At 45.4% G+C, this 22,653-nt stretch carries 14 protein-coding genes; 7 read left to right on the top strand and 7 right to left on the bottom strand.

Features of this window, described 5'->3' with window-relative positions; all coding sequences use genetic code 11:
- Nucleotides 1–130: 130 nt before the first annotated feature.
- A complete protein-coding gene (locus QUA24_RS16415; protein WP_333230773.1) occupies nt 131–1,384 on the bottom strand; it encodes an FIST N-terminal domain-containing protein in 1,254 nt (417 codons plus the stop codon).
- A gap of 743 nt (nt 1,385–2,127) precedes the next feature.
- On the opposite strand from QUA24_RS16415, the gene QUA24_RS16410 reads away from it, so the two are divergent.
- The 5 genes from QUA24_RS16410 to QUA24_RS16390 all read left to right on the top strand — a co-directional run bounded on the left by QUA24_RS16410 (nt 2,128) and on the right by QUA24_RS16390 (nt 6,272).
- On the top strand, nt 2,128–2,364 hold the full coding sequence (locus QUA24_RS16410; protein ID WP_190662788.1) for a Calvin cycle protein CP12: 237 nt from the start codon (nt 2,128–2,130) through the stop codon (nt 2,362–2,364).
- 400 nt (nt 2,365–2,764) lie between these two features.
- The gene (locus QUA24_RS16405; protein WP_333045632.1) at nt 2,765–3,385 is read left to right on the top strand and encodes a DUF3177 family protein; all 621 of its coding nucleotides are present in this window, start codon (nt 2,765–2,767) and stop codon (nt 3,383–3,385) included.
- Between the two features lie 268 nt (nt 3,386–3,653).
- Nucleotides 3,654–5,108 carry a hypothetical protein gene (locus QUA24_RS16400; protein ID WP_333230772.1) on the top strand — a complete coding sequence of 485 codons (1,455 nt, stop codon included), beginning with the start codon at nt 3,654–3,656 and terminating at the stop codon, nt 5,106–5,108.
- 388 nt (nt 5,109–5,496) lie between these two features.
- Nucleotides 5,497–5,778 carry a peptidoglycan-binding domain-containing protein gene (locus tag QUA24_RS16395; RefSeq protein ID WP_333230771.1) on the top strand — a complete coding sequence of 94 codons (282 nt, stop codon included), beginning with the start codon at nt 5,497–5,499 and terminating at the stop codon, nt 5,776–5,778.
- A 221-nt stretch (nt 5,779–5,999) separates the two neighbouring features.
- Nucleotides 6,000–6,272 (top strand): peptidoglycan-binding domain-containing protein, encoded by a 273-nt coding sequence (locus QUA24_RS16390; RefSeq protein ID WP_333082922.1) that lies wholly within the window; start codon nt 6,000–6,002, stop codon nt 6,270–6,272.
- Between the two features lie 48 nt (nt 6,273–6,320).
- On the opposite strand, the gene QUA24_RS16385 is transcribed toward QUA24_RS16390, so the two are convergent.
- Nucleotides 6,321–9,716 carry an ATP-binding protein gene (locus QUA24_RS16385; RefSeq protein ID WP_333230770.1) on the bottom strand — a complete coding sequence of 1,132 codons (3,396 nt, stop codon included), beginning with the start codon at nt 9,714–9,716 and terminating at the stop codon, nt 6,321–6,323.
- A 288-nt stretch (nt 9,717–10,004) separates the two neighbouring features.
- A complete protein-coding gene (locus QUA24_RS16380) occupies nt 10,005–10,253 on the bottom strand; it encodes a hypothetical protein (protein ID WP_333230769.1) in 249 nt (82 codons plus the stop codon).
- Nucleotides 10,254–10,531: 278 nt separating this feature from the next.
- Between QUA24_RS16380 and QUA24_RS16375 the strand changes: the two genes are divergently transcribed.
- The gene (locus tag QUA24_RS16375) at nt 10,532–10,831 is read left to right on the top strand and encodes a DUF7734 family protein (RefSeq protein ID WP_333075195.1); all 300 of its coding nucleotides are present in this window, start codon (nt 10,532–10,534) and stop codon (nt 10,829–10,831) included.
- 91 nt (nt 10,832–10,922) lie between these two features.
- On the opposite strand, the gene atpC is transcribed toward QUA24_RS16375, so the two are convergent.
- From atpC to QUA24_RS16355, 4 genes are all read right to left on the bottom strand, one after another.
- Nucleotides 10,923–11,330 carry an ATP synthase F1 subunit epsilon gene (atpC, locus tag QUA24_RS16370; protein WP_006635885.1) on the bottom strand — a complete coding sequence of 136 codons (408 nt, stop codon included), beginning with the start codon at nt 11,328–11,330 and terminating at the stop codon, nt 10,923–10,925.
- 170 nt (nt 11,331–11,500) lie between these two features.
- Entirely contained in the window at nt 11,501–12,958 is a 1,458-nt protein-coding gene (gene atpD / locus QUA24_RS16365; RefSeq protein WP_333230768.1) for a F0F1 ATP synthase subunit beta, read from the bottom strand.
- 138 nt (nt 12,959–13,096) lie between these two features.
- A complete protein-coding gene (locus QUA24_RS16360; protein WP_333230767.1) occupies nt 13,097–13,954 on the bottom strand; it encodes a PEP-CTERM sorting domain-containing protein in 858 nt (285 codons plus the stop codon).
- Nucleotides 13,951–14,103 (bottom strand): hypothetical protein, encoded by a 153-nt coding sequence (locus QUA24_RS16355; protein WP_333209626.1) that lies wholly within the window; start codon nt 14,101–14,103, stop codon nt 13,951–13,953. Before QUA24_RS16355 ends, QUA24_RS16360 begins: the two co-directional genes overlap by 4 nt.
- Nucleotides 14,104–14,863: 760 nt before the next feature.
- On the opposite strand from QUA24_RS16355, the gene QUA24_RS16350 reads away from it, so the two are divergent.
- Nucleotides 14,864–22,653 (top strand): two-partner secretion domain-containing protein (locus tag QUA24_RS16350; RefSeq protein WP_333230766.1); only part of this gene is annotated, 7,790 nt, incomplete at its 3' end.

Genomic DNA, 22,653 nt, shown 5'->3' with positions numbered 1-22,653 from the left:
GACATCTAGTTACAGCTAAAAGCGGCAGGCGACTGCCGCTTTTATTTATTGGTCATCAGGCGATTTTAGATTTTAGATTTTAGATTTTAGATTTTCAACTGTCAACAGTCAACAGTCATCAGTTCACCAATTATGAATTTTGGCGGCAAATCCCGAATACGGATGTGTAGCCGTGCAGAAATGTGCTGCCGCCGACGGGGCCGATTTCGCCGTTGCAGAAAAAGCCGCTCAAGGGGATGTTTTTGAGGTATCGGCCAAACAGTCTGGAGTCAAAGTTCGATTCGCCGTAAAGCCCTTCACCGCGCCCCAGACAAGAGAACATCAAGGCGCCGGCGCTGGATGTACCACTGTACTCGGCGGCCCGCTGATAGCGATTGAGCAGCATTTCTAGGTCTTCTGCGGAGGTGCGCGCGTCTCGCAGGTGAAATTGGATGCGCTGTCCGGGACGGACTCGATCGCCGATCGCAATTGCTCCCACTTTCGGATCTACCCCCAACAGATTGCGGATTAAAAAATCTCCCGGCTCTAATTTGAGTTTGAATTCATCGCTGACTAAGCCTACAAATAACGAGTGCTGGGCTAATTCTCGGTCTTCTTCGCTCAAAGTTTGAACTAACTCTCGCAAAGCCTCTAAGGGTGACCGCTCGATGCCCCCGCTGCCGGTATCGTCGGTTTGTTCTTCGAGTTTCAGCAAAATATTGCGTTCTCCTTCCGTCACCCGATAAGGGTGCCCGATCGGCCTGCAGCCTTGAGCGACGATTGTTTCCAAAACTATATTGCCACTCAAAGCTACCCCAACCGTCCCTTCTCGGTAAAGCTGATAGTCGCAAAACAGCGCCGCGCCTCTGCCCGCACCGTCCCCCCCGGCGAGTCCCCCTACCTTAGCCGCGCCCGGATAGGCATAATCGAGCCCTTGGAGCAAATCGTTAATTTTTGCGGAAAAGGGGTCAGCCAATATGATGAACTGCGGTTCTTCCTGGGCCGGCACGCCCAGGAGCTCCACCCAAGTATCCGGGGGACTATCTAAGTCCGGCAGTTCTTCTGCACCGACGTGAAAAGTTCTGACGTTCACTCCCGGCAAGCGCGCCAGACTCAGGCTGACTGCGGGTGCTCCCTCGACTTCTTCGGTAAGGCCGCCCCGGTTCGTGCCGATGACTCCTCCCCCGCCACAACCTAGGATCGCGGGTACTGGCAGCAGTTCTCGGAGTAAAGGCATCAGCCGAGAATACTCGCTGGCAAAGGCAGACGAGATAAATATCAGCGCTAAATCGGCCGGACCTTCTAGGCCGCGATCGGCTTGTTCTATAACTTCTTTAAGGGCGGATTCCAAAGAGGGACGGGTTGATAAAGCGCTGACCCATTGCATTTGGTTTTGGGTGTACATAAGGCAAATTTCTCTATAAAACTATCTCTATACATTAGGCTAACCGGAACTGGCCACTGGGGGGAGGCTATTCTTGGGCGATCGATTCCCCCTCGATTGCCGTTCTTGTGTTAACATAAGTTAACATGAGTGTCCCGCTAATCTGTTTCGTGTTAAATGCCGTATTCAGCTAAATCTTAAAAGATAAAGCTCAATACAGTTTGACACACCAACATCGTGTAATGTTTTCATCAAAAGTAAGGTCAGCTCGACCTACATTGATGCCTGTGAACCCTTCCCCCGCCGACGGGGTAGAGTAAAGCAGGAAGTAGAGACGGCTGCTGGGATCGCAGTTATGGATGGTTTCTCTCTGGGCTGCTGCAACAGCAGCGCATCTCAAGCTATTATTAGCTGGGGTCGCCAGACCGAAACAGCAAATCCCACCCAAACTAACATCCAAAAAGAAAACCTTTCTTACTTAATAAGGTCAACGATCCAGGTCTAAAGACACGCTCGCTTCGAGCCTAAGACTTAAACCACAGTTGACCCGCCGTATACTTTAGAAGTCTACGTTTTTTGAGTTATGACACCAAGCGGCTGCTTAGCTACTCCCTTGCTCTGTCGTTAACGGTTAAACATCTTTATTTGGGTTAAGGACGTGCCGTTAGCCGAACAAGCTCACTAAACAAAGGCGCGTGCTAACATTACCTAGAAATAGGTCGGGGACCACCATATTCTCCTACACATTCATACCAACAAGCTTTATGACAACAACACCCGCAGGCAACATCCAAGAGAAAATTGAAGAAGAACTAGAAAGCGCTCGTACCGTCTGTGACCTAAAGGGCGCAACTTCCGGGGAATGCGCGGCGGCGTGGGACGCAGTTGAAGAACTGCAAGCAGAAGCTTCCCACCAAAAGCAAGTCAAACCTAAGAATTCCTTTGAAAAATTTTGCGACGACAATCCTGACGCTGCTGAGTGCCGCATCTACGAGGAATAAACGAGCCATTTAGCTCTATGCCTTCCCTCCCGCGCCGAAATCTAACTTTTGGCGCGGGAGAATTTTATTTTAGGGGTTGAGCCTTGAAATAATGGCGAGATTGGCCTTCTATCCCAATACGGTTCAAATCCGCCAGCTTCCCCCTCGCCCCCAAGGGGGACAATAATTTGCTCTTGCATCCCCCAAGGGAGGCGAGGATGGGAAGGAGATATCTGAGGAATAAACAGTTTCAACTCAAGGGTATTGCCGTCTATCGTGTATCAAGTACCCTTCAAAGCGCGCCAAGTACCTTAGAAAAGGTAGCAGTAACTATAAACATTAAGACCGTGTTCTGGTTGCTGATTTTTTAGCATTTTTGTAGTAAAATTTGTGACAAATAAGTGAGTATATTTTCCCAAAGATGTTGAGTCTTTTATTGGCAGCCACCGGGCCTTGGTTTCAACCGCTAGTCTGGATGGATTACCGGTTGTCTGTGTTATTAACAATTTCGATCCCGCTGGTAGTGCTGATTTGGGCTGTTGTGGCAAAAGCTGAGGCGATCGTCCGTTTGTCGATTATTTATTGGCGGGTGGCGAGTTTGCTGGCCATTACACTTTACCTGATGATGGCTGCGCTGCCTGTGAGCTTTGTATCGTCGGTGATTGGGAGGGCTTTAATTCCTGCTAGTCTCTGGTTTTGGGAGGATTTAAACGAAGAAATTGCCGATCGACCGCAGTCGCCCCTGAAACTGGCTTTTACAGCTTGGCGGTGGGCGATTACTGTTTACAGCGGTTTGGGCGCTCTAGCTCAACTTCCCTTCTTAAGCTGTGCTTTTAAATCTCAAATTCAAGTCATTGATGAACCTTTTTGCCGCGTTTGGTTAGACCCACCTTGGCTCTACAAACAAATGTTTCACCCTGCGGCAAACCCTCAATTTTTGGGATTGTTGGGTCTGATAGGTTTAGCAATTTATGTAATTTACTTGTCATATTTTGTGCTAATTAGACTAGGAAAACAGGGGAGATCAGCAACCGGAAATTAAGTTGATTTTAAGTAAGTATTTGCCTCCTAAATTGCCGCTAAAGTCTTCACCAAAAAACTCAAAAATCCTAACTCACAAAAGCCGGGCGCATCTATGAAAGAATCAAAATAACAGCATTGTGGCTGACGTAAACCGCCCACAAACGGGTACTTGCGAACGACTCCTGTCGTGGAGATATAAAAATTTTAGACTCAGGTACAAACTCCCAGATTCATCTGTGGATAAAATCTAAAATCTAAAATCTAAAATCTAAAATCGACTGACAGCAATGTTATTGGTAAAGACTGTGATGGATAGCAAACAAGCCTACTTACAGTGCTTAGAAAGGCTAATTTGGGCGCTCGATCGCCTGGAGGCAAAAGTCGAACCAAGTGAAGTCGCTCGGATTGCCGAACTGATTGTTCAGCCGATGATGGGGCCCTGGCGGTTTTTTCACACTCCCGAACATATTTTTGATGTGGGGGGAAAGGAAGACGCGATCGAGGTTTTGGCAGCTTTATTTCACGATACCGTCTACGTGCAAGTCGATCGCAGCATTAATTTTAACGTCAGCTACTACATCACTCCTGTTGCAAAAGAGGTTAACAAACAACTACAAATTCGGGATAAATCTGAACTGTCTGCCGATGCTACCTTCGATATGGTGATGCTAGTATTCAATTTTGAACCGGGCGAAGTCCTCAATCCTTTCGCTGGACAAAACGAATTTCTCAGCGCTGTCGTAGCAGCAAAAGCTCTAGAACCATTTCTCACACGCGAGCAATTGCTTCAAATTACAGGCTGCATTGAAGCAACAATTCCGTTTCGCGCCGCCGATGCAGGAGTAACGGTAAGCCAGCGCCTTTATGACCGCTTGCAAGCAATAAATAGCCTGTTTAACCTCAGTTTGACTGACGGGGAAATGCGGGAAACGGTGAAAAAAGCTGTGCGAATCTCTAACCGGGATGTGATGAGTTTTGCTCACCATAGTTCAGCCCATTTTTTGGCAAATACCTGGAATTTACTGCCGGAAACCAATCACAATCTCATCTGCTGCGGTTTTTACACGGTTCGCGACTACCGAGTTGCTTTGCTCAAGATGGAAGGTTTTCTGAATTATCTTAAGCCAGAAATAATTTTCCGACAGTTTGAGGGATATCCAGACGATCGCACCTATCAGCGCTGGGAAGCTACTGCTAAGTACAATATCGAAATTGCGAAGCTTTATTTGGGGTGCAAACTGTCTGCCCTAGCCCTACTAGAAGCTCTTTCTTCGGATTTGGGGATTGAGGTTTCTCTGGCGATGATGATGGGAGGAATCCCGGCTCAAGCTCCTAACTGCGTGCGTTTGGAAAGCTTTTTTCCCGAAATAGAGAAACCTTATAAACCTAAAATTAGTTTAGAAGCGGAAGTATTGAATTTATTAGAAAATGGGCGGGCTAAAAGCACTTCTAATAACGATTTGGAGAGTTCGCCCCTGACAACGTTTGTGGTAAAAATTGTTGGCTTTGACGAAATGCGCTATCAGTGCGATCGAGCTAAGGAATTTTTTCGAGAAAATCTCAACGCCGACGACTTTATTTCCCACTTTAACCCGATAGTTACAGAAATTGTCATTGATTCAATTCTCAAGTTGTTTGACAGCCGGAAATCTACTATCTACCGATTCTACGATATCACTTCTAAGTTAAAGTCCCAACCCCAGAGCTATTTTCCCGATCGGCCTTTTCGCTCAAATGGTTAACTAGCTTTAAATACAGTATTTTTGCCTCCTCTATAGAAAAGACCCTTACTTAGCTTATACAACAGTGGAGCGATTACACCGTGACAGGATTGATTGCCTAGCCAACCTAGGTCAATCTGCCTATCCATCCCGACACCAAAAGCCCTACAGGTATGGTGTGGGGCTGGTGGCAAAGATGTTACAAGTTGATAAAAAATGGAAATTCGCTGCTGTTTGCCTTTGACAATTATTTTATACAAAACGGATTTGATAGCTGCCTGTCACTCATCTGAGCTACCCCAGATAAGCGTCACTATAAAAAGCGACTGTTAAAGCACTTCCCCCCACAGCTACAACTGGGGAATAGCAAGTTCCAACGACTTGCAAACCACTAATCCCCAATCAAACCATGCAAACCACAAATTCAATTTACGCTCAATTGCCTCTTTGCTCTTCACTGCCCACACTGAAACGAAATAATAGCACCACTGCCAATCAAAACGTGCGCTATCTCCAACAATCCTTAGTTAAAAACGGACATCCCGTGGCAACTGATGGATTCTTCGGCCCAAAAACCGAACAAGCAGTCATCAAATTTCAAAAGGACAATAAGATTGCTGTTGATGGCATTGTCGGCCCTCAAACTTGGAGTCTCTTAGGTGCTTGTTATACAGGTGAACCCGGATGTTAAATCCAAGTTAACTAATCCTATGCCCACGGGTAGCAAGAAACGGGGTTTTTTCACAGCAATACTTTTTTTACGCCCTCATAAACGCTAAAAAACCTAGTGGTTGAGCGAAGCCGAAACCTCGTTTATGCCCGTCAAAAGTGCATCCAGGACTATTAATTAACATCTTTTCCGCACTTCTCTGCTTTTAAACAACTTGCAAACAACCAATGGAGAATCAAACCATGCAAACCACAAACGCAATTCGCACTGAATTACCTTCCTGCCGTTATTTTCCCCTACTCAAACGCAACGATGGCGTCACCCAAAATGAGGACGTTCGCTACCTTCAGCGACTCTTGAACGCCAGCGGATTTTCTGTAAATACTGATGGAGGATTCGGCCCAAAAACCCAACAAGCCGTTATCAATTTTCAAAACAAACAACAAATCGTTGCTGATGGCATTGTCGGCCCTAAAACATGGAATAAATTGGGTGTTTGTACAAATATATTTTAAAGTTTGTGCAACCATCTGTTAAAGAGAGTAGGGCGTGCAGTGTGCGCCCTATTTTTCCGTCGAAGTTTCCACCCCAGACCACCCCTCTGGGGCTCCGTACATTCGATACTTGCGAGAGCGTTTGAAATACAGCATTGCTACCCGATCGTCCGGATTGATTTGTAAAATGTTTTGAAATACTTTTTGGGCGGCAACAAATTTTTGCTCGTAGTAAAAATTGAGGGCTTCTTGAAAAACCTCCGCCGTTTGCTGCTTGAGTACAATGCTTTCCTCTGTTTCTGTATCGTAAATTTCAAACACCGACACAGCATTTGTCTTTCCTTTCACCGTTACTCGATCGACAAATCTGTACTTATATTTTTCTGGATCGTCTAGGCGATCGATAATTGCACCGCTAACTAGAATGCCCGATCCGTAAACCTTAGTCAATCCTTCCAAACGAGACGCGAGATTCACCGCATCAGCAATCACCGTACTTTCCATCCGTTCTCGTTCGCCAATTGTACCCAACATCAAATTGCCCGCGTGCAAACCGACGCCGATCGCGATCGGAAACAAGCCATTTTTTTCTCGCTGCTGGTTGTAAATATTCACTTCTTTCTGCATATCAATTGCTGCTCGTACACCATCATCAGGAGATGTAGGAAACAGTGCCATGACTGCATCACCAATGTATTTGTCAATAAACCCGTTGTTTTTCCTGATTGCAGGGCTAACCTTTCCCAAATAAGTATTAATAAATGCAAAATTTTCAGGTGGTGTCATCTGTTCTGAAAGCGCCGTAAACGAGCGAATATCAGCAAACAGCACTGTCATATCTCTTTCCTGATTTTCGCCTAGTTTTACTTCAATAATACTCGGCTTTTCCAGCAAGTTTAGAAAATCGTGTGGCACAAACCTGCCGTAGGCTGCATTCAGTTTTGCTAGGCGAATTTGCGTATTAATCCTCGCCAACAATTCCTTTTTGATAAAAGGTTTAGTTACATAATCATTTGCTTCTAAGTTAAAAGCTTCTACCAAGTCGGTAGTTAGATTTTTGGCCGTCAGCATCAGAATTGGCATTTCTAACGGCGAGTATTTTTTGCGGACTTCTCGACACACTTCATAACCAGTCATCTGCGGCATCATTACATCGAGTAAAATTAAGTCCGGCTTAAATCCTGATTCAATCAGATTTACAGCTTCTAAGCCGTTGCTCGCTTGACTTATTTCGTAGTTTTCTATAGAAAGACTGTTAATGATCACCTGAATATTAATGGGTTCATCATCGACTACCAAAACTTTTATTTTTTCAGTTTCTAGCAAGTCGCTATTGTCTGAGATCGGAGAATTTATTAGAGATGATTTGCGGCCCAATTCAGGAGTGATAAAAATGGGAGAATTCTCGCTTAAAAGCGGCTGCAGGCTGCTAACATCCGGTTGACTCTCAGATAGGGGCAAAGTAAATATGAATTGGGAACCGACGCCTACAGTTGAAGATACCCAAATTTTACCTCCGTGCAATTCCACTAATTGTTGGGCAACCGTTAACCCTAAACCAGTGCCGCCATATTCTCTAGCAGTGGAACCGTCAGCTTGTTCAAAGGATTCAAAAATTCGCTCTAATTTATCTTCGGGGATGCCAATACCGGTGTCGGATACAGTAATTGCTAATTGGGAATTAAGGGGTGATTGTGCCTTGCCAGTTACCAATTCTGCTGAAATTTCTACTCTGCCACTTTCGGTAAATTTAATCGCATTGCCGATTAAGTTGTAAAGTATTTGCTGCAACCGATTCTCGTCTGCTGCTATTGGCGGCAATTCAGGAGCAACTGAGTTAATCAACTGCAAGTTTTTTTTGCCTACTAATGGCTGAGACAAAGTGAGAATTACAGAGACGATTTCTCGAAGACCGATGGACTTAATTTGCAGTTCAAGCTTTTTGTGTTTGAGCTGAGAAAAATCCAGAAGATCGTTAATTAAAGAAGACAATCTTTTCCCCGAAGATGTAATCAAAGCTAAGTTAAAATTTGTTGACTCTGGCAGTTGTCCGGTAGCACCGTCTATTAAAGATTCTGCAATCCCAATAATGCCGTTGAGGGGAGTGCGGAGTTCGTGAGAAGTATTGGCTAAAAATTCGTCTTTCAGTTTGTCGAGTCGCTGCAATTCGCTATTTTTAGTTTCTAAGGCAGTAAAGAATGCTTGCAGTTGTGCTGCCATGCTGTTAAAAGCAGCGGCAAGTACGCCCAACTCGTCGGAGCGATCAAGCTTTACAGTTTGGTCAAATTGTCCTTCAGATAAAGCTATTGCTGCATTTTTTAATTTTATAAGAGGTTTGATAATCCAGCGAGAAGTGAGAAGTCCTAACACAGTTGCCATGCCCAAAGCTGCCAAGCATAGCAAAACAGTAGTTCGGTTGCCGGCATGAATTTGTTCCATAAAGTCGGCTTCGGGAACGACGACGACAATCAGCAAATCTAAACCCTTGTCGTCTTGGAACGGCAGGACTTTTAAAAATTTTTTCTGGTCGTTTATCTCAACATTTATTTGCTGCGCTTTTGTAATTTGGTGGAAGTTTTGAAAGTGAGTTTCTAAGTATTTAGCTGTAGTTTGCGTTACTGCATCGCTGCTTTCTGTAACTTTAAACAGTTCTTTTTGACCGTTTTGGCTGCGGAAAGGTTTTTCGGGTGTGGAAGTTGCCAGCAGCGTGCCGTTTCTTTCGATAATAAATGTTTGACCAGATTTACCTATTTTGAGGCTGTTTAAAAATTGACCGATACTGTCGAGACGCAAAGCAGCAATTAATACTCCTTCTAGCTGTTTCTGGCTGTTGTAAACTGGTTGCAGGGCGCTGAGAATCAAGGTGGGTTCTAGGAATGATATATACACTGAACTCCAAGTTGGTTTGGCTTCTAGAGCCGCATAGGCGTAGGAAGGGTGCTGCCGGATGTCGAAGTTTTTAACGGAGGTGGCTACTGTAGTGCGATCGCCCGTATCATTAGTATTGTAAGAATAAAAATCAAAATTTGTCGATGGGCCCGATGCGTTAATCAATAAAGTACCGTTAGACATCTTTTCGCCAGTGCGATATTCTCCATCTTGATTAGCGATCGACGTAAAATTGATATAAGGATATAATTGCACTTGTCGCCACAGATACTTTTCCCAAGCTGACAAGTCTTTCATGTTCACAAAACCCAGTTTCACCGCATCCAGCTTGCTTTGATTGATTTGGTGCGGAGTTTGCAGATAAGTTCTCAAATTTTGCTCGATGCGATTGCTCACCTCCCCCATCAATTGATCCGCCAGGTCATTCACTGCTCTTTGAGAGTTCCTAAATGATAAATATCCTACAATACCCACCGCTGCAAATACTTGCAAGACAAACGGAACTATGAGTACGGTTTGCAGCGTTGCTTTTCTTGAAAGTTTTGCCACTAAGTGCTTGAGAGAAGGAGTGGACATAACATTAGTTTAGGTTGAAAAACCCAGTTAATACTTGGAGCGAGTTCTTACCGCTGGTAAGCATTATAAACCATTTTGTACTTAAACACAACTTACACAAGGAAGAGCCGATCTCGTTTCTACAATCTTTCATCTTATAGCAAATTATTAACAGTCAAAGCGAACCGTAGAGACACGGGATTTCCGTGTGCTACTTTCCGCGCCAGACAAGGCATTTCCCTGTCCCAACCGATGTTCACATACAATATATCTGTATCACTACTTTTCATCCGAAGCTTCTATCCCCCACTATCCTTCAGGCACTCCAGACATTCCATTCTTTAGAGAGCGCTGAGAGTAAATTGCTGCTAACTTATCTTGAGGCTTTCTTTCGCAAATCTTATTGAATAATTTTTGCGTCTCAGTAAAATTTTTCTGGAAATAAAGCTCCAGACATTTTTGAAATTCAGCAGCATTTGCCTGTTTTAGTTGAATGCTTTGTTCTGTTCCTGCATCATACAGAATATTCCAGGTTGATGAATTATACCGCGCTCTCACGGGGTTTCTTTACAGTTATCACATCGGGTACTGATTCTGTTGATCGAAACCCGGTTTATCCGTACTAAATCTACATGGAATATGCTGTAAAATATTGAACAAGTAGGTTTTGCCGACGGGAAATATTGCAGATGTTTTTTACAAAATTTATATTATGTGTGCTTACTTCCTGCGGTTAAAAAAGGTCGAATTAAAAATAAAAATTTAGCGGGCTATCCCTGAAATTAGCCACAAAATTAAGCTATATTATAGCAGATTTCAGGAAAGTGAGATTTGCTATGGCTGACTCTATTGCTCGTCGCTTGGAACAATACACGGTAAAACGATCGCACGAAGTTTTAATCGTTAAGGCCGAAATTGACGGCGAATTCGATGAAATTGCTATTTTTAAAGGCTTTTCTAGCTCCCTGACGCGATCGACCGCTTTCGATCCAGATGTTCCTGTTTTGCCGGAGGAAGCAAAAATTGTCAGTGTCGATCGCGTGGAGAGTCCCTACAATCCAAATAACCCCCGCTATCTTCAGCAGGGGTTATCTTGGGAAACAATGCAATCTCTATTGTCCGAGGCGGGAGTTTAGCGAAACATTAGGGACACAACGCGAGAAAAACAGTAGGGACACAACATTGTTGTGTCCCTACTACAAAAGCACTATGTCCTTAACCTTAGAGCTAGAGCGTGCCGCCAGCAGCTTGGAAACGAGCTCTCGCGCGTTTGATTGCTTGCTTAGCTTGAATTTGCTCTTGCAAAGTGCCGCTAGTAGCCTTTTCCAAACGAGCTTCTGCCTCGGTGTAAGCAGTACGAGCAGCTTCTTTATCAATGGTTTCGCCTTTTTCAGCGCCGTTGACAAGAATAGTAACTTTGTTTTCTTGGATTTCTGCAAAGCCACCCATCAGAGCAATAGACACCCATTCCTTGCCGGGACGGACGCGCATCACTCCGGTATCCAAAGCTGTCAACATTGGAGCGTGACCGCTTAAAATACCCAGTTGGCCTGTGGTGCTCGGCAGAATTACTTCTTCAGCATTAGAATCCCAAACAGTTTTGTCTGGGGCCACTACGCGCACAGTTAATGTCATAAATTGTCCTTAGTCATTAGTCATTAGTCAGCAGTCAGCAGTCAGCAGTCATTAGTAATTAGTCATTAGTCAGCCGTCGGCTATCATCAGTCACTTAGTTGTTAACTGTTAACTTTTAACTGTTAACAACTAATGACCAATGACCAATGACTAATGACTAATGACTAAAATTACTTGGCGTCAGCTTTCATTTTTTCAGCTTTGGCGATCGCCTCGTTGATATCGCCCACCAAATAGAAAGCTTGTTCCGGTAATTCGTCAAGTTCGCCAGCCAAAATCATCTGGAAGCCCTTAATGGTGTCTGCCAGCTTGACGTACTTGCCGGGGGAACCGGTGAACACTTCAGCCACAAAGAACGGTTGAGACAAGAACCGTTCAATTTTGCGAGCGCGAGAAACCGTCAAGCGGTCATCTTCCGACAGCTCATCCAAGCCCAAAATCGCAATAATGTCTTGCAATTCCTTATAGCGTTGCAGAGTAGACTGCACCTGACGAGCAACACCATAGTGCTCTTCGCCGACAACGCTAACTTGCAACATCGTAGACGTAGAATCCAGCGGGTCAACCGCAGGATAAATCCCCTTCGCAGCCAAACCGCGAGATAACACAGTTGTAGCGTCCAAGTGAGCAAAAGTCGTAGCCGGTGCGGGGTCAGTCAAGTCATCCGCAGGTACGTACACAGCTTGAACTGAAGTAATCGAACCTTCGGTAGTCGAAGTAATCCGTTCTTGCAAGTCGCCCATGTCTGTACCGAGAGTCGGCTGATATCCCACAGCCGAAGGCATCCGACCCAACAGAGCCGATACCTCAGAACCCGCTTGCACAAACCGGAAGATATTGTCAATGAACAGCAGCACGTCTTGCTTGCTGACATCACGGAAGTATTCGGCCATCGCCAGAGCCGACAGGCCCACGCGCATCCGAGCACCAGGCGGCTCGTTCATTTGACCGTAAACCAGAGCAATTTTTGACTTGCTGCGGTCTTCTTCGTCAATAACCCCCGACTCGATCATTTCTTTGTAGAGGTCATTGCCTTCGCGGGTGCGCTCGCCCACACCACCGAACACGGACACGCCGCCGTGAGCCTTGGCGATGTTGTTCACGAGTTCCATCATAATCACGGTTTTGCCGACGCCTGCGCCGCCGAACAAACCGATTTTGCCGCCGCGACGGTAGGGGGCCAGCAGGTCAATCACCTTGATCCCGGTTTCAAACACCGAAGGCTTGGTTTCCAGTTCGGTGAAAGCCGGCGGGTTGCGGTGGATGGGCATACTTTCGGAAGTATTGACCGGGCCGAGGTTGTCTACGGGTTGACCGATGACGTTAAAAATGCGGCCGAGAGTTGGGATTCCGACGGGAACTTGGATTGCTTCCCCGGTATCTACTACTTCCATGCCACGCACCAAGCCGTCGGTGGTACTCATGGAAACTGCACGCACTTGGCTGTCTCCGAGCAGTTGTTGAACTTCGCAGGTAACGGCAACGTCTTGACCTGCTTCGTTTTTGCCGGAAATCGTGAGAGCGTTATAGATTTGGGGCAGTTTGCCGCCTGGGAATTTTACGTCTACAACCGGCCCAATGATTTGGGTGATGTAGCCTACGTTCGTTTTTGTTGCGGTGGATACCATGAATAGTGCCTTTGTTAGGATGCTATTTTTCCCGTTATGGAAAAAGTCTTAACATTTAGAAATGCTATTCCTCAGATTACCACTGAACAGACGCACTATTTAGATTTGTATGGGTCTGTTTAAGAGTCATTTTTATGGTTACTGCCCTCGCTTTTTTTTCCTGCGAGCCGCAGCCAAAGCCCCGATACCCAGCATAGTCCCGAATACTGTGACTGGTTCGGGGACTGGTTCGGGGACTGGTTCGGGGACTGGTCCGGGGACTGGTCCGGGGACTGGTTCCGGGACTGACTGAGCAGACACGGTGAAGTCTTTGAAGTCAAGCCCGGTTCCTGGTTTGGCATCGTGCAAATCGTCGAAGGAGATTTGTGTGCCATTAGCCAGTTGGGCCATTGTGAGGGATGAAAATTGCTCTGGGCCTTTACCGCCGTTGATGTTTGTAAATGAGTCGCTGGAGTTGGGGTTGAGCATAAAGTTACCAAACACAGCAAGCTGACATCCGACCACCCCACATTCATCTCTTCGGAACTGGGTGTCGGGGGTCCACCATAGGGTGCTGTTCATGAAGGTGCTTGACGAGACGTATTGCTCGCGAGAGTTGCCACTACCCGTGTCGCTCCACAGCAGCAGGGCATAAGTTTGATTCTTCAAAAATCTGAAGGTTTGGGTGATGGAGCCGTTTTCGGAGGTGACTGCGTTGCCGAAGGTTCCTTCCCAGTTGTTGGCAGAGCCGTTATCTGAAGCTTTAGTCTCATAAAACAGTCTAGCGATGTTGGTGTAGCCATTGTTTTCTGGCTCAGCTTGGGCAACCCACAAGTTTGACTGGTAAGGGCTGCGAGATTGGTCGAATGTAAAGTTTATATTGGTATCTTGATCGAACTGGATGCCGGCAGTGCCAAACGTGAAAGCTCGGACGGGCGTGCAGATGCTGAGCAACATTGTGGTTGCCAAGCTGGCGACTGTAAAAGATGTTTTTTTGACTAGCGTTAAGGTAGTCATAACCCTGATTCCTCCAGTATTGTTAGGTAGTAAGGCGGAAAATGCCCTAAATGCCATGTTGCCGTGACGCGAATAGACGATCGCGAGCCTGCTATATTTAGGGCGATCGTCAAACCTAAAGAAGAGGCTCCACACCAGTGAATATACATACAGATGTCACTTAAGGGTGTTTTGGAGTAAATGAGTGCTTCTTCTAAGAGTTTTCACTGACACCAGACTGGCATAGTTTAATCTGTCAGAGCAAGATTTTCATCCTGCGTAGACTTCCAACCTACTACATTTACTTGGTTTCGGTAACGCTCTCAAATTGAGTGTAAGACTTGCAAATATTGGCTTTCATCAGAAATACATAAAATTTTTGCTCGCGGTTTATAAAGTTTTAGTAAAGTTCATCCATAAAATATAAAGTTTTTGAGAAAAACTCGGCTGTTCGGTTAGTTGCTCCTCAAAGCGCGCTGCAAGCTGCTCGCCGGATGCAAAAAGAAGTGGCAGCGGCCGCGAGTAGGAATTTGAGCGAATTTTTTGCCAATCTAAGCAAGCTGTATAATAGGCGAGTGCTACTTACGTAGTCTTGACTAAAATTCAGACTTTTTTAAACCCCTAAACCTCGCGTTTTGTGCCATATTTTCACCAAAAGTCCCGGACGCTTTAACCCGGTTTTTTAAGGTAATTGGGTCAGGGAAGCAGTGAAAGTCGAAACAATAAACCAAGTTTTATTTCCCGCGCCTGATTCCTAATAAAAAAAACAGTTTTTACGTAAATAATAGTAATTAAAAATATACATTTCCTTGTCCCCTCCTAATTATTCGGCAACTAAAAATAGGCTGCTCCTATTGACATCAGGAATTTTTAGGAGTAAAAAGAGGAGAAATAAATACGATCGCACTTCAAGCACAATCTTTAAACATAATGACAGCCAACAGACTACATTTCCTCGGATGGTTATTCATTGTTAGCTGGCTGAGTGCAGCGGCGGGTTCGGCAAACGCGCAACCCATAGCCCCGGCAGCCGACGGCACTAACACAGTTGTTACTCCCAACGGCAACCGCTACGACATTTCCGGGGGGTCTTTCAGCGGAGATGGGGCTAATCTTTTTCACAGTTTTACTCAGTTTGGCCTCAGCGAGGCTCAAACGGCTAACTTTCTCACCAATCCCAATATTCAAAATATTTTGGGAAGGATTACTGGGGGTAATCCTTCTTTAATAAATGGCTTAATTCAAGTTACGGGCGGGAATTCCAATTTATTTTTGATGAATCCTGCTGGCATAATTTTCGGGCCGAATGCTAGTCTCAACGTGCCTGGTTCTTTTAATGCTACTACGGCAACAGGCATTGGTTTTGGTAACAATCAGTGGTTTAGTGCAATCGGCAATAACAATTGGGCAACTTTCATCGGGACACCGAATAGTTTTGCGTTTACAAATTTGCCAGGGGGAAGCATTGTTAATGCAGGCAATTTGACGGTGACACCAGGTCAAAGTTTAAGTTTGATCGGCGGTATGGTTATCAATACGGGTCAGGTAACTGCGCCTAGCGGCAATATTCTCATCAGCGCCGTACCGGGTAACAATTTGGTGCGAATTAGTCAAGCTGGAAATTTATTGAGCTTGGATATTCAGCCGACAGCCAATCAAAGTTCGCTGCCAAACAATTGGACGCAGCCAGTGTTATCTTTGCCGGAGTTGCTGACTGGACAAGGTGTGGCACAGGCGACGGGTTTGACGGTAAATCCCAATGGCGAAGTTGTGTTGACGGGCAATGTTGCAGTGCCTGTAACTGCGGGAACTGCGATCGCATCCGGCAGTGTCAACGTCTCTGGCAACACTGGCGGCAACGTTAACATATTAGGCGACAAAGTAGGAGTTATTGCAGGCAATATCGATGCTTCGGGGATTAACGGCGGCGGTAATGTACTGATTGGGGGAGATTATCAGGGTTTGGGGACGGTGCCCAATGCTTTGCGGACTTTTGTTAGCAGCGACTCGACGATTAATGCTGATGCTATTAGTAATGGGAATGGCGGGCGAGTTATAGTTTGGGCGGAAGAAACTACTCGCTTTAATGGCAATATTACGGCCAAAGGCGGCTTATTTTCTGGGAATGGTGGCTTTGTGGAAGTGTCTGGAAAGCAATCGCTGGATTTTCAAGGATTAGTTGATTTGCGATCGACCTTTGGGATTGCAGGGACGCTATTGCTAGATCCAACAGACATCACTATCGATGCCGCCACTGATGCCGGTGGCACTTTCACACTCGGAGTATTCGCTCCCGCCGCTACCACTTCTACGATTAATAATGGAACCCTGCAAACGCAACTGGGAGCAAGCAATGTCACCATTTCCACTGCATCGGGTTTTGCCGCTGTAGGAGACATTACAGTTAATGCTCCCGTTGCCTGGAGTAATAGCAACTCGCTGACGCTGCAAGCGAATAACAATATTACTGTTAATCAGCCTATTACTAATTCTGGGAATGGGGCGATCGCATTGAATGCTAGTAATGCAATATCAGTAAATGCCAACCTTTCCACTAACGGCGGCAATATTACCCTTACCAGTGGGGGTGATATCAACACATCTGCCAGCACTCTCAAGTCCAGTTTAGCATCACCAGAGGGAGGAGAGATTACCCTTTCAACTTCTGGTGGCAACATTATTACTGGCAATCTGGATTCCACTATCACCACTCTTTTCGGTGCTCCGGCAGGTAATATTACCCTCTCTGTTACTGGAGGTACAGGTTACATTGACACTACTGCTGGAAGTCTAACTTCCAATTCCGGTTCAACTAATGGTGGAGCGATCGCCCTCTCAACTGTTGGTGGTAATATTACTACTGGCTTTCTGTATTCCTTTGGCATCCCAGGAACAGGAAATATTACCCTCTCTGTTACCGGAGGAACAGGTGGGATCAACACTACTGCCGGACTGGTGGATGCCAGTTCCACTTTAGGAAATGGGGGAGCGATCGCACTTTCTACTACTGGCGGTAATATTGCTGTCGGCAATCTGAACTCTTCTTCCCAAGGTGCAGGTACGGGAGGTAACATCACCCTCACTGCCGGGGGAACAGGTTCTATTGATACCACTGCTGGTGTTTTTCTGCAATCTTTTTCGACTTCAGGAAATGGAGGAGCGATCGCACTTTCAACTGCTGGCGGTAACATTACTACTGATAGTTTGGATTCCTCTTCAGGAGGTGCAGGTACGGGAGGGAATATCACCCTTTCTGTTACTGGAGGAACAGGCGCGATCGACACCAATATTTTTGCAACACTGGATGCCTCTTCCGGTTCAGAAAATGGAGGAGCGATCGCACTTTCAACTGCTGGCGGTAACATTTCTACTGGCGCTCTGACCTCTTCTTCCCAAGGTGGAGGTACGGGAGGTAATATTACACTCTCTGTCACTGGAGGAACAGGCGCGATCAACACTACTACTATTCTGGATTCCAGTTCCACTTCAGGAAATGGAGGAGCGATCGCCCTCTCAACTGCTGGTGGTAACATTACTACTAGCGTTATAGATTCCATTTCTGGTTCCGTTTCTGGTGCAGGTACCGGAGGGAATATTACTCTTTCTGTTACTGCGGGAACAGGCGCGATCGCCATTTCCACTACTGCAAATTTAATATCCTATTCAAATTCAGGAAATGGAGGGGCGATCGCGCTTTCCACTACTGGCGGTAACATTACCACTAATGGTCTGTTTTCCAGTTCCCAGGCTACAGGTACTAGGGCCGGGAATATTACCCTTGCTGTTACTGGAGGCACAGGTTCCATTAACACCAGTGCTGGATATTCAGATTCATCTAATGGAAATGGGGGAGCGATCGCGCTTTCCACTGCTGGGGGTAACATTAATACTGGGCCTCTGACTTCAACTTCAGGAGGTGCAGGTACGGGAGGAAACATCACTCTCAACTCTGGTACAGGAAATACTATTCTTAACAGTGATATCAATGCTTCAGCGACCACTGGTAGCGGTGGCAATATTACCTTCCAATCACCTGTTATCCTCACTCAACCAACCATTACCCTGACAACATCAGGAACCGCCAGCAGCGGCAATCTCGCCTTTAATAGCACTCTTGATGGCACTACAGCAAACACTGAAAGTTTATTAGTCAATGCAGGTGCAGGCAACGTCACATTTACAGGCGCGATCGGTAGTATTATCCCCCTTGGAAACCTCACCATCAATACTACAGGAAATAACACTTTTTCTAATACTACTAACCTGCTTAGCTTAAGCACTACAGGCAATACTAATCTTTCCGGTAACGTAACAGCAACCAGCAGCATCAACCTGAACGGCCCAGCGACAATTACCAATAACGTTCTGCTTACAAGTAACGCAATTAACTGGACAGGAGATGTATCTGGAACAGGCAATCTAACCCTACAACCATTAACAACTAGTGCGCCAATAGTCATCGGCAACATTCCCGGTAGCGGCTTAAACTTAACACCAACACAAATAGGATTATTACAACCGAGCTTAGGTTCATTTACCATTCAAACTAATAGCGGTGGTGACATATCAGGTGACATATCAGTTAATAGCCCCATCACCTTAAATCCTCTTACTACCCTGCAAACCTCACTAGGTACAATTACAATTAACAGTCCCATCACGGGAAGCAATAACGCTCCAATTACCATATCTGCTAATACAACAAATCTAAATGCTGACATCAGCACCTCAAACGCAAACATTGCCATCAACGGAAATACTTTAGTTGGAAATAATGTTAATCTCAATACAGGCAGTAGCGGTAATATTATTTTAAATGGGGCAGTAGATGGCAACAATAACCTCAGTGCTAGTGCAGGCACAGGAAACATCACCTTTAGCGGTGCAGTAGGCAGTACCACCCCAGTAGGAAACATCACCGCCAATAGTACAGGCACAACAATCTTTAATGCCGTCAACTCTGCCAATGTCACCACCGATGCTGGCGGTACAACTCAACTAAATGCCAACGTCACAACTACGGGTACTCAAACTTATGGAGATGCTGTCACAATTGCCACTAATCCGATTATTTCAGGCAGCGGCGTTACTTTCAATAATACTGTTGATGCCAGTAACATTGGCAGCGACTTGACTGTAAATGGGGGTGCAGGTAATATTACATTCAATGGTGCAATTGGCAATACCAAGGCATTAGGAAATATTACCGCTAACTCTACAGGAATAACCGCATTTAATCAAACAGTCGAGGGCGTGAGTTTAACCACAGATCCAGGTGGCACAACTGAACTAAAAGGCAATGTCACAACTACGGGCAGTCAAACTTATGGAGATGCTGTCACAATTGCCACTAATCCGATTATTTCAGGCAGCGGCGTTACTTTCAATAATACTGTTGATGCCAGTAACATTGGCAGCGACTTGACTGTAAATGGGGGTGCAGGTAATATTACATTCAATGGTGCAGTTGGCAATACCAAGGCATTAGGAAATATTACCGCTAACTCTACAGGAATAACCGCATTTAATCAAACAGTCGAGGGCGTGAGTTTAACCACAGATCCAGGTGGCACAACTGAACTAAAAGGCAATGTCACAACTACGGGCAGTCAAACTTATGGAGATGCTGTCACAATTGCCACTAATCCGATTATTTCAGGCAGCGGCGTTACTTTCAATAATACTGTTGATGCCAGTAACATTGGCAGCGACTTGACTGTAAATGGGGGTGCAGGTAATATTACATTCAATGGTGCAGTTGGCAATACCAAGGGATTAGGAAATATTACCGCTAACTCTACAGGAATAACCGCATTTAATCAAACAGTCGAGGGCGTGAGTTTAACCACAGATCCAGGTGGCACAACTGAACTAAAAGGCAATGTCACAACTACGGGCAGTCAAACTTATGGAGATGCTGTCACAATTGCCACTAATCCGATTATTTCAGGCAGCGGCGTTACTTTCAATAATATTGTTGATGCCAATAACATTGGCAGCGACTTGACTGTCAATGGGGGTGCAGGTAATGTTACATTCAATGGTGCAGTTGGCAATACCAAGGCATTAGGAAATATTACCGCTAATTCTACAGGAACAACCGCATTTAATCAAACAGTCACTACCGCGAGTTTGACTACAGATGCCGGCGGCACAACTCAAGTCAAGGGAAATATCACTACAATCGGCCCTCAAACCTACGGAGATGCAGTTACAATTGCCAATAATCCCATTCTCTCCGGCAGCGGCATTACTTTCAATAATACTTTAGACGGCACCAGCGATTTGACGGCGAAGGCGGCTAGCAGTAATGTTACCTTCAATGGTGCAGTTGGGAGTTTAAGTGCGATCGGCAATTTAACAGCTAATTCTACAGGAACAACCGCATTTAATCAAACAGTCACTACCGCGAGTTTGACTACAGATGCTGGCGGGACAACTCAAGTGAAGGGAAATGTCACTACAATCGGCCCTCAAACCTATGGAGATGCAGTTACAATTGCCAATAATCCGATTCTTTTAGGTGACAGCATTACTTTCAATAATACTGTTGATGGTACCAGCGATTTGACTGTGAAGGCCGCTAGCGGTAATCTTACCTTCAAAAGTGCGATCGGCGAAACAATTCCTCTCACAAGTTTAACTGCCAACAGCAAGATATCTTTAGGCGGGAATGTCACTACAACCGGAACTCAAACTTATGCAGATGCTGTGACTGTTGCTAATAATCCCATTCTCGCAGGCAGCGACATTACTTTCAATAATACAGTTGACGTAGCTGGCAATCTGGGTATTGCGGCTGATAATGTTAATCTCAAAGGAACTGTAACAACCACCAATGACGGCACGCTCACAATCACCAATAAGGTGAATCTCAATATTGAGAAAAACCTGAACTTAGACGGTGCATTTATTCAAAATGGCGGGGGAACTGTTGCGGTTGGCGGAAATATCACCACAACTAATGATAACATTAGTTTTAGCAATCCAGTGACATTAAAAGCTCCTGTAAATTTTACACTCGTAAATGCAACTATTGCTTTCGGTTCTACTTTATCTGCAGGTAGTAACCCGCTGAATTTAACAGCAGGTGAAATTAATTTTTCCGGGAAGGTTTCTGGTACTGGGGCGTTAACGCTACAACCCGCCACAGCCGGACAAAATATTGTTGTTGGCGGAATTGATAACAATACTAGCGCTTTAGATTTGACTGCATCGGAACTTAATTTGATTCAAAATGGATTTAGCTCGATCGCGATCGGGCGCTCGGATAGCAGTGCCAATATTAGTATTCCCTTTAATCTCACATTTTTAGATCCAGTAAATATTCAAACGGGAACTGGTACGATCGCACTTGATGGCACTATTACCGGGCTTGACAACAGCAGTGTTGCTCTCCAAGGTTCAACAATTAATTTAAATTCTGGCATCAATACAACTAACAATATAGATTTGACGGGCAACGTTCAACTAGGAAACCCGGTTAAGCTCAAAAGCAGCGTTGGTAGTATTAATATAAAAGGTGCGATCGACGGCAATCATTTGTTGGGCTTAGATGCCGCGAATGGCAATGTACTGCTGCAAGGAAATATCGGCGAAACAACGCCATTATCGGTTTTGAATATTACTGCATCAAATGCGGAATTTATCGGGAATGTTAAAAGCAATTCGGGTTTTAACATTACGGCTTTAAATACTAAAGTAGGCGGGAATATTACGACTAATAACGGCAACATTAATATTAGCAATGCTTTGGTCTTGACAAAGGATGCGATATTTAGTACCGCAGGGGGAAATATTGCTTTGGGCGCGATCGACAGTGACAGCATTAATGCCCGCAACTTAAATCTAGCCTCCGGTAGCGGCAGCATCACTTTCAACGGTTCGGTGGGGGCCACCAGCAAGTTAGGAAATCTTGCGATCGAAAATGCTGGCAATGTGACAGGAAACTCGACAATTAACGCGCAACAATTGACAGCACTAAACACAGAAAAAGTCAACTTATCAGGAGATGTCACCGCCGGCAAAGTCGATATTACTGCCAAGGGCGATATAAGTGTTAAAAATATTACTGCTAATGGCGGAGAAATTCTATTTACAAGCGGTAACAATTTCACCGCAGGCAATTTGAATACATCGGGAAACAGTGGCGGCAACATAACTGTTAAGGCGATAACTTCAATTACGACCGGACAAATTAACTCTAGCGCTATAGTCGGAAATGCCGGCAATGTGTTCTTAGATCCGATCGGCGATATTCAAGTAGAATTTATCAATGCCCAAGGCGGTACTGGCGGCACTGGTGGCAATGTCACAGCAATAACAGGCAGTTTTTTCCGCGCTACGGGTACTTTTTCCACCCCACTGTCGCCGACGGGATTTGCTAGCATTTCTACTGCTGGCGGCGCAGGTGGCGGAAATATCGCAATTACACACGCTGGGGGAGATGGAGGGACGCCGATTCAACCGTTTGTGGTGGGGGATGCTGCTAGCAACGGTACGGCGGGTGCAATTACAACGGGACAATCTAGCATTACATCGCAGTCGTTTCCTCGTTCTAGTAGTGTTGGTAATATTGTGTTTTCGACTGATGATGCGATCGACCCGCCGCCAACGCCAACTCCAACTCCGGTAGTAACTCCGACTCCAACTCCAGTTGTCACTCCAACTCCGGTAGTAACTCCAACTCCAACTCCAGTTGTCACTCCAACTCCGGTAGT

This window comes from Microcoleus sp. Pol12B5 (genome assembly GCF_036701335.1).
In the GTDB taxonomy this organism is placed as follows: Bacteria; Cyanobacteriota; Cyanobacteriia; order Cyanobacteriales; family Microcoleaceae; genus Microcoleus.
The sequence above is the reverse complement of the archived record's forward strand: the minus strand, read 5'-3'. Positions and strand labels throughout refer to the sequence as shown.